The following is a 15,124-nucleotide window of genomic DNA, read 5'->3' as shown; positions in this document are numbered from 1 at the left end:
GCCCGCGCGTCGGCCGCCCGGGCGGAACATTAGACTCGACAGGCCCGGCAACAGCTCGATCAGCTCTACTGCAAGGAGGCACGGGTGCCGCTGCTGACCCGTATCAGGGGACCGCGCGATCTGGACCGGCTCAGCCCCGAGGAGCTGGTCCAGCTGGCAGAGGAGATCCGGACCTTCCTCGTGGAAGCGGTCTCCAAGACCGGCGGACACCTTGGTCCCAACCTGGGCGTGGTCGAGCTCACCATCGCCCTGCACCGCGTCTTCGACTCCCCGAAGGACAAGGTGCTGTGGGACACCGGCCACCAGTCCTACGTGCACAAGCTGCTCACCGGCCGCCAGGACTTCTCCCGGCTGAAGCAGAAGGGCGGCCTGTCCGGCTACCCCTCGCAGGCCGAGTCCGAGCACGACGTCATCGAGAACAGCCACGCCTCCACGGTCCTCGGCTGGGCCGACGGCATCGCCAAGGGCAACCAGCTGCTCGAACGCGACAGCCACGTCGTCGCCGTGATCGGTGACGGCGCCCTCACCGGCGGCATGGCCTGGGAGGCGCTGAACAACATCGCCGACGCCAAGGACCGCCCGCTGGTCATCGTCGTCAACGACAACGAACGGTCGTACGCCCCGACCATCGGCGGCCTCGCCAACCACCTGGCCACCCTGCGCACGACGGACGGGTACGAGCGGTTCCTGGCCCGGGGCAAGGACCTGCTGGAGCGCACCCCGGTCGTCGGAAGGCCGCTCTACGACACCCTGCACGGCGCCAAGAAGGGGCTGAAGGACTTCATCGCCCCGCAGGGCATGTTCGAGGACCTGGGCCTGAAGTACGTCGGCCCGATCGACGGCCACGACATGGAGGCCCTGGAGTCGGCCCTCGCCCGGGCCAAACGGTTCGGCGGCCCGGTGATCGTGCACTGCCTCACCGAGAAGGGCCGCGGCTACCAGCCCGCCCTCCAGGACGAGGCCGACCGCTTCCACGGCATCGGCCCCATCCACCCCGACACCGGCCTGCCGGTCAAGGCCTCCGGCGCCGACTGGACCTCCGTCTTCGGCGACGAGATGGTGAAGCTCGGCAGGGAGCGCGAGGACATCGTCGCCATCACGGCGGCCATGCTCCAGCCGGTCGGCCTGAAGAAGTTCGCGGACACCTTCCCGGACCGCATCTACGACGTCGGCATCGCCGAGCAGCACGGCGCCGTCTCCGCGGCGGGCCTCGCCACGGCCGGCCTGCGCCCCGTCTTCGCCGTGTACGCCACCTTCCTCAACCGCGCCTTCGACCAGGTGCTGATGGACGTGGCCCTGCACAGGTGCGGAGTGACGTTCGTCCTGGACCGGGCCGGCGTCACCGGCACCGACGGCGCCTCCCACAACGGCATGTGGGACATGTCGATCCTCCAGGTCGTCCCCGGCCTCAGGCTCGCCGCCCCGCGCGACGCCGACCAGGTCCGCGCCCAGCTCCGCGAGGCCGTCGAGGTCGACGACGCCCCGACGGTCGTCCGTTTCTCGAAGGGCGCGGTCGGCCCCGCCGTGGCCGCCGTCGGCAAGGTCGGCGGCATGGACGTGCTCCGCGAGCCCGGCACCGACACCCCTGACGTGCTCCTGGTCTCCGTGGGCGCCCTCGCTCCCATGTGCCTGGAGATCGCCGGCCTCCTCGACAAGCAGGGCATCTCGACGACCGTGGTCGACCCGCGCTGGGTCAAGCCGGTGGACGAGGCCATGGCACCGCTGGCCGAGCGCCACCGGGTGGTCGTGACCGTGGAGGACAACATCCGCGTCGGCGGCGTGGGCTCCGCCGTCGCACAGGCCCTGCGTGACGCGGGCGTGGACGTACCGCTGCGCGACTTCGGCATCCCGCCCCGCTTCCTGGACCACGCGTCGAGGGCCGAGGTCATGGCGGAGATCGGCCTCACGGCCCCGGACATCGCCCGCCAGGTCACGGGCCTGGTGGCGAAGCTGGACGGTCAGCCGGCGGATGTCAGCTCCGTGGAGCCTGCAAGAGACTGAGGTGCAGCGCCCCTGAAAGGGGCGCGGGGAACTGCGCGCTGAGCCCCCACCGGGCCCGCACCCCCCACCAAACCCGCACCACCCCGATGGGTCGGTTTCACCACTCCTCCAAGTGGCGAAACCGACCCATTTGCGTGAACCTGCCCTTGCCGGGGCAAACGCACCCCCCCCGGCCCTCTCGATCATGTCGAGGACGACAAACGTGGGAGGTAGGCACGTGAGCAGTACGCTCTTCAGGACCAAGAACGTCGAACAGTCCATCAAGGACACCGAGGAACCGGAGCACGCGCTCAAGAAGTCGCTGTCGGCCCTGGACCTCACGGTCTTCGGCGTGGGTGTCATCATCGGCACCGGCATCTTCGTCCTGACCGGCACGGCCGCCAAGAACACCGCGGGGCCCGCTGTCGCCCTCTCCTTCGTCGTGGCCGGCGTCGTCTGCGGCCTCGCCGCACTCTGCTACGCCGAGTTCGCCTCCACCGTCCCGGTCGCCGGTTCGGCGTACACCTTCTCGTACGCATCCCTCGGCGAGTTCCCCGCCTGGATCATCGGCTGGGACCTGGTCCTTGAGCTGGCGCTGGGCACCGCGGTGGTCGCCGTCGGCTGGTCGGGGTACATCCACTCGCTGCTCGACAACGCCGGCTGGCATCTGCCCGGGTACCTCAGCGGCCGCGACGGCGCCCACGGCTTCGGCTTCGACATCCTCGCCGCCGCCCTGGTCCTCGTGCTCACCGCGATCCTCGTCGTCGGCATGAAGCTCTCCGCCCGGGTCACCTCGGTCGTGGTCGCCATCAAGGTGGCCGTCGTCCTGGTCGTCATCATCGCGGGCGCCTTCTTCATCCACAGCGGCAACTACAGCCCCTTCATCCCGCCCAAGGAGCCCGTGCCGGCGGGCGGCAACCTCAAGGCCCCGCTGATCCAGCTGATGTTCGGCTGGGCGCCCTCCAACTTCGGCGTGATGGGCATCTTCACCGCCGCGTCGGTCGTCTTCTTCGCCTTCATCGGCTTCGACGTCGTCGCCACCGCCGCCGAGGAGACCCGCAACCCCCAGCGTGACGTGCCGCGCGGCATCATCGGCTCCCTCATCATCTGCACCTTGCTGTACGTCGCCGTGGCGGTCGTGGTGACCGGCATGCAGAAGTACAGCGAACTGTCCGTGGACGCCCCGCTGGCGGACGCGTTCAAGGCCACCGGGCACCCCTGGTTCGCCGGCCTGATCAGCTTCGGCGCCGCCGTCGGCCTCACCACCGTGTGCATGATCCTGCTGCTCGGCCAGTCCCGGGTGTTCTTCGCGATGAGCCGGGACGGACTGCTGCCCCGCTTCTTCTCGCACACCCACCCGAAGTTCCGCACGCCGTACCGGCCGACCATCCTCCTCGGCGTCGTCATCGCGATCGTCGCCGGCTTCACCAGTCTCAGCGAACTCGCCGAGCTCGTGAACATCGGCACGCTCTTCGCCTTCATCGTCGTCGCTATCAGTGTGGTCATCCTGCGCAACACCCGGCCCGACCTGGAGCGGTCCTTCCGCACCCCCTGGGTGCCGGTGCTGCCGATCGTGTCCGTGCTGGCCTCGCTGTGGCTGATGCTCAACCTGCCCGCCGAGACCTGGCTGCGGTTCGCCATCTGGATGGTCATCGGTTTCTTCGTCTACTTCCTCTACGGCCGCTCGCACAGCCGCCTCGCCCAGGCCGAGCGGACCCCCGCCGACACTCCGTGACCGGCAGGCTCGCCACTCCGGCCCCGTATGTCCCGTCCGGGTGGGACTGCGGGGCCGGATAGCGTGCTCCCCATGCTTCTCGTGCCCCTTGCCCCGCCACCGTCCGTAGTCGCAGGGAAGGGGTACTGGACGCGGCTGCTGCCGCTGCTCGCCGTCCTGGCCTGTGTGACCCGGGTGCCGTCCTTCGTCCGGCCGCTGTGGAACCCGGACGAGGGCTATCTCGCCGTCCAGGCACGCCTGCTGGCGCGCGGCGGGCAGCTGTACGAGACGGTCGTGGACCGCAAGCCGCCGCTGCTGCCGTGGCTGTACGAGGGGACGTTCGCGGTCTTCGGGTCCGGGTCGCTCACCCCGGTCCGGGTTTTCGCCGTGCTGGCCCAGCTGGCCACCGCCGTACTGCTCGCGTCGATCGCCCGGCGGCGCTGGGGCGACCGCGCGGGGCGTACCGCCGGGGCGCTGTACCTGCTGGTCTCGGTCGGGCTCAACCCCGAGGACGCGCAGGCGGCCACCTTCGAGGTGTTCATGCTGCCCTGCACGGCCGCCGCGATGTGGTGCGCCGACCGCCGCCGCTGGGGAGCGGCCGGTGCCGCCGTCGCCTGTGCCTTCCTCACCAAACAGACCGGCGGTGCGGTCCTGCTGCCGGTGCTCTATCTGCTCAACCGGTACGGCGGCCCGCGCGCGGGCCTGCTCAGACTGGCGGCCGGCGCTGCCCTGCCCGTGCTGGGCGTGGCCCTGGCCACCGACCCGGCGGGCTTCGCCTTCTGGACGGTCACCGGCTCCGGTGCCTACGCCTCCTTCACCGGCTCCGAACTCCATGTCCTGGCGCGGGCGTTGACCAACACCGCGATCCTCGGCGCGGCCTCGGCCGGCCTGCTCCCGCCCATCGTGCGGGCCCTGCGCATCGCCCGCACCGGCGCCGGCGACCTGTGGCTGTGGCTGGCCGCGTCGGCGGTCGCCGTCACCCTCGGCTTCCACTTCTTCGGCCACTACTTCCTGCAACTCACCCCGCCCCTGGCGCTGTTGGCCACGGCAGCGCTGCAGATCCTGCCGTGGGAACGGACCTCGGCCGCGGTCCTCGCCTCGGCCTGCGCCTGCGCCCTGTTCCTGACCTGGGGCGTCCTGGCCCCCCGGCCCGAACTCGCGCACGCCCAGCGGCTGGCGCTCACCCTCGACCGCCGTACCGCTCCCGGCGACCGGGTCCTGGTCTGGGGCATACACCCGGAGACGTACTGGCTCGCCGACCGCACCCCCGCCACCCGCTACCTCACCGCCGGCCTCCTCACCAACTTCAGCGGCGGCCGGGACGGCCCGCAGGTCGGCGAGAAGTACGCCGTCGAGGGCACCTGGCCGGTCTTCCGCGCGGAGCTGGCCGACCGGGCGCCGGCCCTGGTGATCGACGACTCCCGGGGCAAGCCGTACGGTCCCGACCGCGTCCCCAGCCTGCGCCGGCTGCTCGCGGCCGGGTACGAGCAGGCGGGCGAGGTGGACGGCGCGGTGCTGTATGTCAGGGCGCCGAGCGCCCCGTAAGGGGCGCGGGGCTGTATTCATATGCGGCTCCGCCGCGCGGGCGCGACCAGCCCCCACCGGCCCGCGGTGAACGAACTGCCCAACCAGCGGAGCGCTCAGTGCAGCAGGGCGCTCGGCCCGATCACCTCGGCGCCCAACTCCGTCACCCGGCGCCGCAGTTCACGGTCGGCGGTGACGACGAGCCGGGGCCGGCCGGGATCCTCGGCGGCCAGCTCCACGATCCGGTCGTCGCCGCTGCCGGATGCCGACTCCACCCGCACCCCGGGCACGGAGGCCACCCCGCGGGCCGCGCCCTCGACGACGAGCACCAGCTCCACCGGGGTCGGACGGCCCGGCAGCCCCTGCTCGGCCAGCCGGTCGCGCAGCCGCTCGGCGGCTCCCCTGCGGTCCCGCCACCAGCCGTCCGGCCGTGACCCGACGACGTTCGCGCCGTCGACGATCACCAGCAGCGGAGCATCGTCTTCCATGCCCCAAGCCTCGCACGCCCGGGGCCCCGCCACTGCCGCGAACGGCCCCGCTTAGAGTGAAGCGGTGAACGGCGACTGGCTCCTCCGCGGCCGCGACGGCCGGCTCAGTGTCTATCTGCCGTCGGGCGACGCCGTGCTGTGCCGGGCCGAGCGCGGCCCCGGCAGCCCCTGGGGCACTCCCCGGAAAATGGGCGGCGACCAGCGGCTGCACCCCGGCTTCTCGGTGGGGCAGGGGGCCGACGGATACGCCCACCTGGTCGCCTGGCGGCCCACCGTGCAGGGCGAGTCGGGTCTCGTCCACTCCACGCACTACCGGCCGCATCTGGCCGCCCTGGACTGGCAGTCCATCGGCCATCCGAGCAGGAAGGGCGACGTCACCGGTTCCCCGGCCGTCGCGGTGGACGCGCAGGGCCGCGCCCATGTCTTCGTCCGCAACCGGGGGCGCGGGGTGAGCATGGTCGCCCAGAAGGCGAAGGGCGGCTGGGAACCGTGGCGGGACCTGAAGGGGCGGCTGGTCGAGGACGGGCTCGCGGCGGTGACCGGTGAGTCGGGGCGGGTCGAGGTGTACGCGGCCGTGCCCGGCGGGATCGTGCACTGGCGCCAGGAGGCGGCCGGGAAGCCGCCCGTACTCCTTGAGGCCCTGGAGACCCCGGTCCGGCCGGGCACCCTCACCGCCCTCGCCACCTCGCCGGAGAGCACGACCCTCTACTACACCGACGAGTCCGGCGACCTCTGCGCCTGGCGTCCGGGCGGCAAGCCGTACACCCTGCTGCCCTCCGCCGGGCCCGGCCCGGTCGCCGCGGTCCGCTGCGAACTCGACGGGTACGACTGCACCCTGCTCGCCCAGCGCTCGGCGAGCGGCCGGGTGGCCTTCGCCGCGTATCCGACCGAGGACGAACAGGCGGGCGCCTGGTGGACCGAGTCCGGCCCGCAGCTTCCCGCGGACGCGACGGTCGCCCTCACCACGGACGCGGAGGGCCGGGTGACCGCGGCGAGCCAGTCCCCGTCCACCGGCCAACTCCTCCTCACCCACCGCAAGGACGAGCCGGGGCTGGCGCTGCAGGCCTGGCAGGAGGTCTGAGACGTACTCCGGGCCGTCACGAACGGTGTGCGTGCGCCATGATGACGACCGTGGAAAACCAGACACTCATCGACACCTGGCAGCGTCTGCTCACCGGCTCCGGCAAGTCCTGGGTGCTGTTCGAGCACGGCACCTGCGTGGTACTCGAACACCCCACCGGTGACGTCGCCGAGCAGGCCGTCGGTATCCTCCGCGAGTTCGGCCCCATGCATGTCGCCACCGCGGCGGGTGACTTCCGTGTGCTCGAACTCAACCAGGGCGAGGGCTGGTTGGTGACGAGCCATCATCCGGACGTCGTCACCTTCGTGCCGCGCGACGATCCCGAGGACCCTTCCCACCTGGCCGTCGGCATCCTGGGCCGCTCCCGCCGCGACCGCGACGGCACGGAACTGAGAGTCGTCCACGTGGAGGCGGCCCCGCCCGCCTGAAGCGGGTGCGGCTGGTGCGTCCCCCGGCACACCGATGCCCGGCGCACCAGTCGGTGTGCCGAGCATCGTGTCCGTACGGATGCGGCTACGCCGGGACGCTCGCCACGCCCGGGGCCAGGAACTTCTTGCCGTTCACGCGCTCCGAGACGCCCTCGCGGTCCAGGTACGGCGTGATGCCGCCCAGGTGGAAGGGCCAGCCGGCGCCCGTGATCAGGCAGAGGTCGATGTCCTGCGCCTCGGCGACGACACCCTCGTCGAGCATGAGCCCGATCTCCTGGGCGACGGCGTCGAGCACGCGGTCGCGGACCTGCTCCTCGCTGAGGACCGAGTCGCCCTGCTTCAGCAGCGCGGCGACCTCGGGGTCCAGCTCCGGCTTCCCGCTGTCGTACACGTAGAAGCCGCGCTTGCCGGCCTTGACGACGGCCGCGAGGTTCGGGGAGACCGTGAAGCGGTCAGGGAAGGCCCGGTTGAGGGTCTCCGAGACGTGCAGGCCGATGGCGGGACCGACCAGCTCCAGCAGGACCAGCGGGGACATCGGCAGGCCCAGCGGCTCGACCGCCTTCTCGGCGACCTCGACCGGGGTGCCCTCGTCGATGACGTTCTGGATCTCGCCCATGAAGCGGGTGAGGATACGGTTCACGACGAACGCCGGGGCGTCCTTGACCAGAACCGCGGTCTTCTTCAGCTTCTTGGCGACGGCGAAGGCCGTGGCCAGGGAGGCGTCGTCGGTCTGCTCGCCGCGGACGATCTCAAGGAGCGGCAGGATCGCGACCGGGTTGAAGAAGTGGAAGCCCACGACCCGCTCGGGGTTCTTGAGCTTCGACGCCATCTCCGTCACCGACAGCGAGGAGGTGTTGGTGGCGAGGATCGCATGCGCCGGGGCGACCGCCTCGACCTCCGCGAACACCTGCTGCTTGACGCCGATCTCCTCGAAGACCGCCTCGATGATGAAGTCGGCGTCGGCGAAGCCCTCGGCCTTGTCCAGGACACCCGTCACCAGCGCCTTGAGGCGGTTGGCCTTGTCCTGGTTGATACGGCCCTTGCCGAGCAGCTTGTCGATCTCGGCGTGGACGTAGCCCACACCCTTGTCGACGCGCTCCTGGTCGATGTCGGTCAGTACGACCGGCACCTCCAGGCGGCGCAGGAAGAGCAACGCGAGCTGCGAGGCCATGAGGCCCGCGCCCACGACGCCCACCTTGGTGACCGGACGCGCCAGGTTCTTGTCGGGCGCACCCGCCGGACGCTTGCCGCGCTTCTGCACCAGGTTGAACGCGTAGATGCCGGCGCGCAGTTCACCGCCCATGATCAGGTCGGCGAGCGCCAGGTCCTCGGCGTCGTAACCCTGCTGGAGGTCGCCGTTCTTGGCGGCGGCGATGATGTCCAGGGCGCGGTAGGCGGCCGGGGCGGCGCCGTGCACCTTGGAGTCCGCGATGAACCGGCCGCGCGCGACGGCCTGGTCCCAGGCCTCGCCGCGGTCGATCACCGGGCGCTCGACCTCGATGTCGCCCTTCAGCACCTGGGCGGTCCAGATCAGCGACTGCTCCAGGAAGTCGGCGCCCTCGAAGACGGCGTCGGCGATGCCGAGGTCGAAGACCTGCTGACCCTTGAGCTGCTTGTTCTGGTTGAGGCTGTTCTCGATGATCACCGAGACGGCCTTGTCGGCGCCGATCAGGTTCGGCAGCAGCGCGCAGCCGCCCCAGCCCGGGACCAGACCGAGGAAGACCTCGGGCAGCGAGAACGCCGGGATGGCCTTCGAGACGGTCCGGTACGCGCAGTGCAGACCGACCTCGACGCCACCGCCCATGGCGGCACCGTTGTAGTACGCGAAGGTCGGCACCGCGAGGCCCGACAGCCGCTTGAAGACCTCGTGGCCGCCCTTGCCGATGGCCAGCGCGTGCTCGTGCTCCTTGAGGAGCTCTACGCCCTTGAGGTCGGCGCCGACCGCGAAGATGAACGGCTTGCCGGTGATGCCGATACCGACGATCGTGCCGTCGGCGGCCTCCTTCTCCACCTGGTCGATGGCGGTGTTGAGGTTCGCCAGCGAAGCCGGGCCGAAGGTGGTCGGCTTGGTGTGGTCCAGGCCGTTGTCCAGGGTGATCAGCGCGAAGCGGCCGGCCCCGGACGGCAGGTCGAAGTGGCGTACGTGCGCCGACGTGACGACCTCGTCGGGGAACAGGTCCGAGGCCTGCTTCAGAAGCTCGGTGGTGGTGCTCACTTGTCCCCCTCGAAGTGCGGGTTCTCCCAGATGACCGTCGCGCCCATGCCGAAGCCGACGCACATGGTGTTCAGGCCGTAGCGGACGTTCGGGTGCTCCTCGAACTGGCGGGCCAGCTGCGTCATCAGACGCACACCCGAGGAGGCCAGCGGGTGACCGAAGGCGATGGCGCCGCCGTACTGGTTGACGCGCTCGTCGTCGTCCGCGATGCCGTAGTGGTCGAGGAAGGCCAGCACCTGGACGGCGAAGGCCTCGTTGATCTCGAAGAGACCGATGTCGGAGATCGACAGACCCGCCTGCGCGAGGGCCTTCTCCGTGGCCGGGATCGGGCCGTAGCCCATGACCTCCGGCTCGACACCCGCGAAGGAGTACGCCACGAGACGCATCTTCACCGGCAGGTTGTTCTCGCGGGCGAAGTCCTCGGAGGCGATGAGCGAGGCGGTCGCACCGTCGTTGAGACCGGCCGCGTTACCGGCGGTGACCCGGCCGTGGACGCGGAACGGCGTCTTGAGACCGGTGAGGTTCTCCAGCGTCGTGCCCGGGCGCATCGGCTCGTCGGCCGTCACGAGACCCCAACCGGTCTCGCCGCCTTCCGGGTTCGTCCGGCGCACCGAGATCGGCACCAGGTCGGCCTGGATCTTGCCGTCGGCGTACGCCTTGGCGGCCTTCTCCTGCGAGCGCACGGCGTACTCGTCCGCGCGCAGCTTGGTGATCTGCGGGTAGCGGTCGTGCAGGTTCTCGGCGGTCATGCCCATGAACAGGGCCGACTCGTCGACCAGCTTCTCGCTGACGAACCGCGGGTTCGGGTCCACGCCCTCGCCCATCGGGTGCCGGCCCATGTGCTCGACACCGCCGGCGATGGCGACGTCGTACGCGCCGAAGGCGACGGAACCGGCGACCGTGGTGACGGCGGTCAGGGCGCCGGCGCACATACGGTCGATGGAGTAGCCGGGCACGGAGGTCGGCAGGCCCGCGAGGATGCCCGCGGTACGGCCGATGGTCAGACCCTGGTCACCGATCTGCGTGGTCGCGGCGATGGCGACCTCGTCGATCTTCTTGGTGTCCAGCCCGGGGTTGCGGCGCAGCAGCTCCCGGATCGCCTTCACGACGAGGTCGTCGGCACGGGTCTCGTGGTAGATGCCCTTCGGGCCCGCCTTGCCGAACGGGGTACGGACGCCGTCGACGAAGACGACATCCCTGACGGTACGAGGCACGATTGGCTCTCCTCCAGGGTGCGGGATGGCACTGCTGCATGCGCTGAGCGCGCGCTCAGGCCCATGCTACTTATGAGTAACGTGACTGCCCAGTCCTGACGGAGGGAGCGGCGAACGTCACATGGCAGGGCGCCTGTGCCGGAGCGCCCCTTCAGGGGCGCGGGGCCGTATCGACAGGCGGCTCCGCCGCTTGGGCGTGCATGCCCCACCGCGACCCGCAGCCCCGTAAGGACCTTGCCGGGGCGGTGCAGTGGGCCCTCCTGGCGGTCTTCGTGACACCGTCTCGATCAACGCCCAGTTCCAGGATGCGGGCGTTCCCGGCCAGCAGGTGCCGGGTGCGGGCGGGGCGGGACCGGGGCGCGGGTGGTGTGCGCACAGGGGCTCCTCTCGGGTGGTGGTGGGTGCGTGCGGATGGCTGCCGGGTCATGAACGGTCCTGGAAGAAGGGGCTGTTGGGCGTGGCCCACGGGACCGGCAGGCCGGCGGGCCGGTGGCGGCCGGTCGTGGTCCGTGGTGCTCCGTCGGCCGGCGTCATGACGGGCGCCGCGAGCGCGCAGATCAGCCGCGGCCCGTCGCCGGCCGTGTCGTCGCCGTACGCGAGCCGCGTGGTGGCCGGGCCGCACACCACGCCGAGCGCGTCGAGCACCCGGGTCGTGTAGCGCGCGAGGGCCGTTGCCGACGGGCCGCTCTGCGCGCGCGGACCGGCCTGAAGGTCCACCCGCAGGCCGGTGACGACGTGCTCGGGCCGTCCGTCCGGGCCCGGGCGGGTGACGGTGTCGACCGTGTACCGGTGGCGACCGGGCAGCTCGCTGAGGACCAGGTGCGGGCTTCCGGAGTACTGGGCGGCCGCATGCCACAGGGCCGGCCAGGCCGCGCCGATCCGGCGTTCGTCCGCGCACTCCACCGCGTCGACCGGGGTTCCGGCGGCTGCCGGGGCAAGCAGGAAGCCGGCCGCGGGGCAGGACCGCGCCCAGGTCACGGCGTCGGCCAGACGCGCGGTGCGGATGCTCCGCAGCGCCGGGATCCCCAGCCGGGACAGCCGGGCCGCCTGGGCGCCGCGGTCGTACCGCAGCGGCGAGGACGCCGGATCGGGCCCGGGCAGTCCGAGCTGCCAGGCGATCCGCTCGGCCAGCTCGGTACCTTCGGCACCGCCCGCGACGACGGCCGACACCCCGAGCGCCCGCAGCGCCTTGACCGTCTGCCGCAGCCCCCGGTGCACGACCCTGTCGCCGTACCCCACGGGCAGCGTCGCGTTCCGGTACGCCGGCGGGCGCAGCCGGTGCTCCGGGAGGACGGCCACGGTCCGCCAGCCGTGCCGGGCGAAGGCCTGCTGATACGGGCCCCCGCCGTCGTACGGGGCGACCACCGCCGCGGCGCCGGCGGCGGGACCGGCCCGCAGCACGGCCGCGGCGGCGTAGAAGGAGGGGACGGTGGTCATGGCGGCAGGCTCCCGAGCGGGTGGGGTGGCTGGCTGCTGGACGGGGTCAGCGGGTGCCGACGGGGGCGGAGCCACGGTTCGGCTCGCCGCCCGGCCGCTGAAAGTGTCTGAAAGGGCACTGCCGCGCTGTGTCCGGCGGCGGTGCCGTCCGCCCGCCCCGGTGTTCGCCGGGCACCTGTGAACGGCCACGTGCGTGCACGAAGACTCCCCTCGGTGAAGCGGGGGCCGGCAGCCCGGGCAGTCCTCCAGGGCAGGGGGCCGGCCCCGCGGATCCTGGCTGAGACTGTCCTTGAGCAGGCGTGTGCCATGACGCCCGCTCGATGCGCCCCCGTGCATTGGCTGGGTGGTGATCTGGGTGGTGTTTCCGTCCCCTGTGCCACCGGGTCTCGTTCGGACCGAGTGGTCTCTTCTGCTCCGTCCCTCGTCTGTTGTGGCAGAACAGCACGCTGATCCCTCAACTGCGGGGCGTTTTCCCGGATTCGGGCGCCAATCACCCTGCTTGGGCGGCCGGCCAGGCGCTCACGGCAACCAGGATGTCTCGCCGTAAAGGGAGAGATGTCCCGGTTGTTCGGATGGTTCCTGTGCCAGAAGGGACCGCTCGGTCTGTTCTGTCAGGCGCCCAGTCTGGAACTCGGGCCCGGTCACGTCAAGCGAATGTCGGTCGCGGGCGGTGTCCGGCGTGACCCTCGAACAATCCCGTGGGCCCTCGCCCGGTCCGATCTTCGGGGTAGTATCGGGAGGCCGAATTAACGCGTACTCGGCCATTCCGGACAAAGTCTGTTCGGCCGTGAATTCGTGAATCCGTGAATCTGTGAACCCGTGAATGGGTCTCGAAGGCGAGATCGAATGAGCAACCCGCGCAGACCGCGGCGTCAGCAACAGCGCGCCATCGACACGAGGCAGCGAATCCTCGACGCCGCCGGCGCGCTCTTTGTGAGGGACAGCTACGACGGGACGTCGGTCGGCGACCTCATCACTGCCGCACGGACCAGCAAAGGGGCCTTCTACAGGCATTTCCCGGGTGGAAAGATCGAAGTGGCGACGGCCATCATGCAGGACACGCTGTCCATGGACGGTCTGCGAGAGCAGCGGATCATGCTCCAGGAAGTGGTCGACATCGGGATGATCCTGGCCTACCGCATCTCCCGCGAGAACGCACTTCAGGCCGCCTGGAAACTGTCCTTCCACAGTAATGCGCCGGAGACCTATGGAACCCCGTGGCCCGAGTGGATCGCTTTCAATACGGGGCAGCTCACCGAAGCGCGGCGACGCGGAGAGCTGAAGAAATTCGTCGATGTGGAACAGCAGGCCTACCAAATCGCGGGCGACTGGGCCGGAACGGTGCTCATCTCGAACATCGTCGACCGGCACCTGGGGAATGTCGAAGCGCGGATCTCGCGCATGTACCGCAATCTGTTGACCGCCATCGCGGTCCCGGACCTCCTGCCCGAGATCGACTTCTCCGTGAACCGGGGCGGACATCTCTACACCGCGTTCCTCGAAGGCCCGGCCGGCCGGGCCGACGAGGCCGGTCCGGAACCGTCGCAGGACGAACCGGTCGGAGACGGCCAAATGTGAGTGCCGGGTGCCGGGTGCCGGTGTCCGCCGCCTCGTCCGCCTAGGCGGACAGCGCCGCCACCAGCACCGGTGTCACCTGCTCCACCTGCCAGGGCCGCGCGCCGTACCCCGCCAGCGCGGCTCCCACGGTCTCCGCGTCGACCGCCTTCGGCGGCTCCCAGCAGAGCCTGCGCACGGTGTCCGGCGCGATCAGGTTCTCCTGCGGCATGGTGAGCTGCTCGGCCAGCGCGGAGACCGCGGCCCGGGCCGCCGACAGGCGAGCCGCGGCGGCGGGATCCTTGTCGGCCCATGCCCGGGGCGGCGGCGGCCCCGTGACCGGCTGCCCCGGCTGCGGCAGCGCGGCGTCCGGCAGCGCCTTGGCGCGGTCCACCGCCGCCTGCCACTGCTCCAGCTGCCGCCGCCCCATCCGGTGGCCGTAGCCGTTCAGCCCCGCCAGGGCGTGCACATTGGGCGGCAACGCCAGCGCCGCCTCCACGATCGCCGTGTCACTGAGCACCTTGCCCGGCGACACGTCCCGCTTCTGCGCGATCCGGTCCCGGGTCTCCCACAGCTCCCGTACCACCCCGAGCTGCCGGCGCCGGCGCACCTTGTGCATCCCCGACGTCCGGCGCCAGGGGTCCTTTCTCGGCTCGGCCGGCGGCGCCGCCGCGATCGCGTCGAACTCCTGCCGCGCCCACTCCAGCTTGCCCTGCCGGTCCAGCTCCTTCTCCAGGGCGTCCCGCAGGTCGACGAGCAGCTCGACGTCCAGCGCCGCGTACCGCAGCCAGGGCTCGGGCAGCGGCCGGGTCGACCAGTCGACGGCGGAGTGGCCCTTTTCGAGCACGAAACCGAGGACGCCCTCGACCATCGCGCCCAGCCCGACCCGGGGGAACCCGGCGAGCCGCCCGGCCAGCTCGGTGTCGAAGAGGCTGCTGGGCGTCATGCCTATCTCGCGCAGGCAGGGCAGGTCCTGGGTGGCCGCGTGCAGCACCCACTCGACGCCGGCCAGCGCCTCGCCGAGGCCCGACAGGTCGGGGCAGGCGACGGGGTCGATCAGTGCGGTCCCGGCGCCCTCGCGGCGCAGCTGGACGAGGTAGGCGCGCTGGCCGTAGCGGTAGCCGGAGGCGCGCTCGGCGTCGACGGCGACGGGGCCGGAGCCGGCGGCGAAGGCGGCGATCACGCGGGCCAGCGCGGCCTCGTCCACGACCACCGGCGGAATGCCCTCACGGGGCTCCAGCAAAGGGATGGGCGCCCCCGTCACAGAAGATCCGGCGTCGTCCGGAGGAGTGCCCCCGGTGGTGCGCAGTGAACTGTCTGCTGCGGTGTCTTGGGCGTCGGTCACATGTCAAGGGTATCCGTGTGTGGACGGCGTGCCGGGAAGGTAAGTTTAGGGAGAGGACGCCGGGGGGTAGGAAAAAAAGCAGGGCCGGGGTATAAAAAAACAAAGAAAGGGGGTGCCAGGGTTTAGAAAATAACGCGGGCCACA

The 15,124-nt window shown here is 71.2% G+C and carries 11 protein-coding genes; 6 read left to right on the top strand and 5 right to left on the bottom strand.

Annotated features, from left to right (window positions below; genetic code table 11):
* The first annotated feature begins 84 nt into the window (after nt 1-84).
* From dxs to ACFWPS_RS25785, 3 genes are all read left to right on the top strand, one after another.
* Complete coding sequence (gene dxs, locus ACFWPS_RS25795) at nt 85-2,001, top strand: 1-deoxy-D-xylulose-5-phosphate synthase (protein ID WP_383708536.1); 1,917 nt, start codon at nt 85-87, stop codon at nt 1,999-2,001.
* Nucleotides 2,002-2,218: 217 nt separating this feature from the next.
* Nucleotides 2,219-3,715, top strand: coding sequence for an amino acid permease (locus ACFWPS_RS25790; protein ID WP_383708535.1), 1,497 nt, complete (start codon nt 2,219-2,221; stop codon nt 3,713-3,715).
* Nucleotides 3,716-3,787: 72 nt separating this feature from the next.
* Entirely contained in the window at nt 3,788-5,239 is a 1,452-nt protein-coding gene (locus ACFWPS_RS25785; protein WP_383708534.1) for an ArnT family glycosyltransferase, read from the top strand.
* Between the two features lie 95 nt (nt 5,240-5,334).
* Here ACFWPS_RS25785 and ACFWPS_RS25780 read toward each other — a convergent pair whose 3' ends face one another.
* Complete coding sequence (locus ACFWPS_RS25780; protein ID WP_383708533.1) at nt 5,335-5,706, bottom strand: NTP pyrophosphohydrolase; 372 nt, start codon at nt 5,704-5,706, stop codon at nt 5,335-5,337.
* A gap of 64 nt (nt 5,707-5,770) precedes the next feature.
* Here ACFWPS_RS25780 and ACFWPS_RS25775 point away from each other — a divergent pair, with 64 nt between their 5' ends.
* Both ACFWPS_RS25775 and ACFWPS_RS25770 read left to right on the top strand, forming a co-directional pair.
* A complete protein-coding gene (locus ACFWPS_RS25775; protein ID WP_383708532.1) occupies nt 5,771-6,787 on the top strand; it encodes a hypothetical protein in 1,017 nt (338 codons plus the stop codon).
* Between the two features lie 41 nt (nt 6,788-6,828).
* Nucleotides 6,829-7,215, top strand: coding sequence for a hypothetical protein (locus tag ACFWPS_RS25770; protein WP_383708531.1), 387 nt, complete (start codon nt 6,829-6,831; stop codon nt 7,213-7,215).
* Nucleotides 7,216-7,300: 85 nt separating this feature from the next.
* Here the strand turns inward: ACFWPS_RS25770 and ACFWPS_RS25765 are convergent, their stop codons facing one another.
* The 3 genes from ACFWPS_RS25765 to ACFWPS_RS25755 all read right to left on the bottom strand — a co-directional run bounded on the left by ACFWPS_RS25765 (nt 7,301) and on the right by ACFWPS_RS25755 (nt 12,081).
* Nucleotides 7,301-9,430: a 3-hydroxyacyl-CoA dehydrogenase NAD-binding domain-containing protein gene (locus ACFWPS_RS25765; protein WP_383708530.1), complete on the bottom strand. Its 2,130-nt coding sequence runs from the start codon at nt 9,428-9,430 to the stop codon at nt 7,301-7,303.
* Nucleotides 9,427-10,644 (bottom strand): thiolase family protein, encoded by a 1,218-nt coding sequence (locus ACFWPS_RS25760; protein ID WP_383708529.1) that lies wholly within the window; start codon nt 10,642-10,644, stop codon nt 9,427-9,429. Before ACFWPS_RS25760 ends, ACFWPS_RS25765 begins: the two co-directional genes overlap by 4 nt.
* Nucleotides 10,645-11,067: 423 nt before the next feature.
* A complete protein-coding gene (locus ACFWPS_RS25755; protein WP_383708528.1) occupies nt 11,068-12,081 on the bottom strand; it encodes a hypothetical protein in 1,014 nt (337 codons plus the stop codon).
* 846 nt (nt 12,082-12,927) lie between these two features.
* Here ACFWPS_RS25755 and ACFWPS_RS25750 point away from each other — a divergent pair.
* Nucleotides 12,928-13,659, top strand: a complete 732-nt coding sequence (locus ACFWPS_RS25750) for a TetR family transcriptional regulator (RefSeq protein ID WP_383708527.1) — start codon at nt 12,928-12,930, stop codon at nt 13,657-13,659.
* Between the two features lie 40 nt (nt 13,660-13,699).
* Here ACFWPS_RS25750 and ACFWPS_RS25745 read toward each other — a convergent pair whose 3' ends face one another.
* Nucleotides 13,700-14,980 carry an HRDC domain-containing protein gene (locus ACFWPS_RS25745; protein WP_383708526.1) on the bottom strand — a complete coding sequence of 427 codons (1,281 nt, stop codon included), beginning with the start codon at nt 14,978-14,980 and terminating at the stop codon, nt 13,700-13,702.
* Nucleotides 14,981-15,124: the final 144 nt, after the last annotated feature.

This window comes from Streptomyces sp. NPDC058457, assembly GCF_042720695.1.
In the GTDB taxonomy this organism is placed as follows: domain Bacteria; phylum Actinomycetota; class Actinomycetes; order Streptomycetales; family Streptomycetaceae; genus Streptomyces.
Note: the sequence above shows the minus strand (reverse complement) of the source record. Positions and strands in the feature narration are given on the sequence as shown.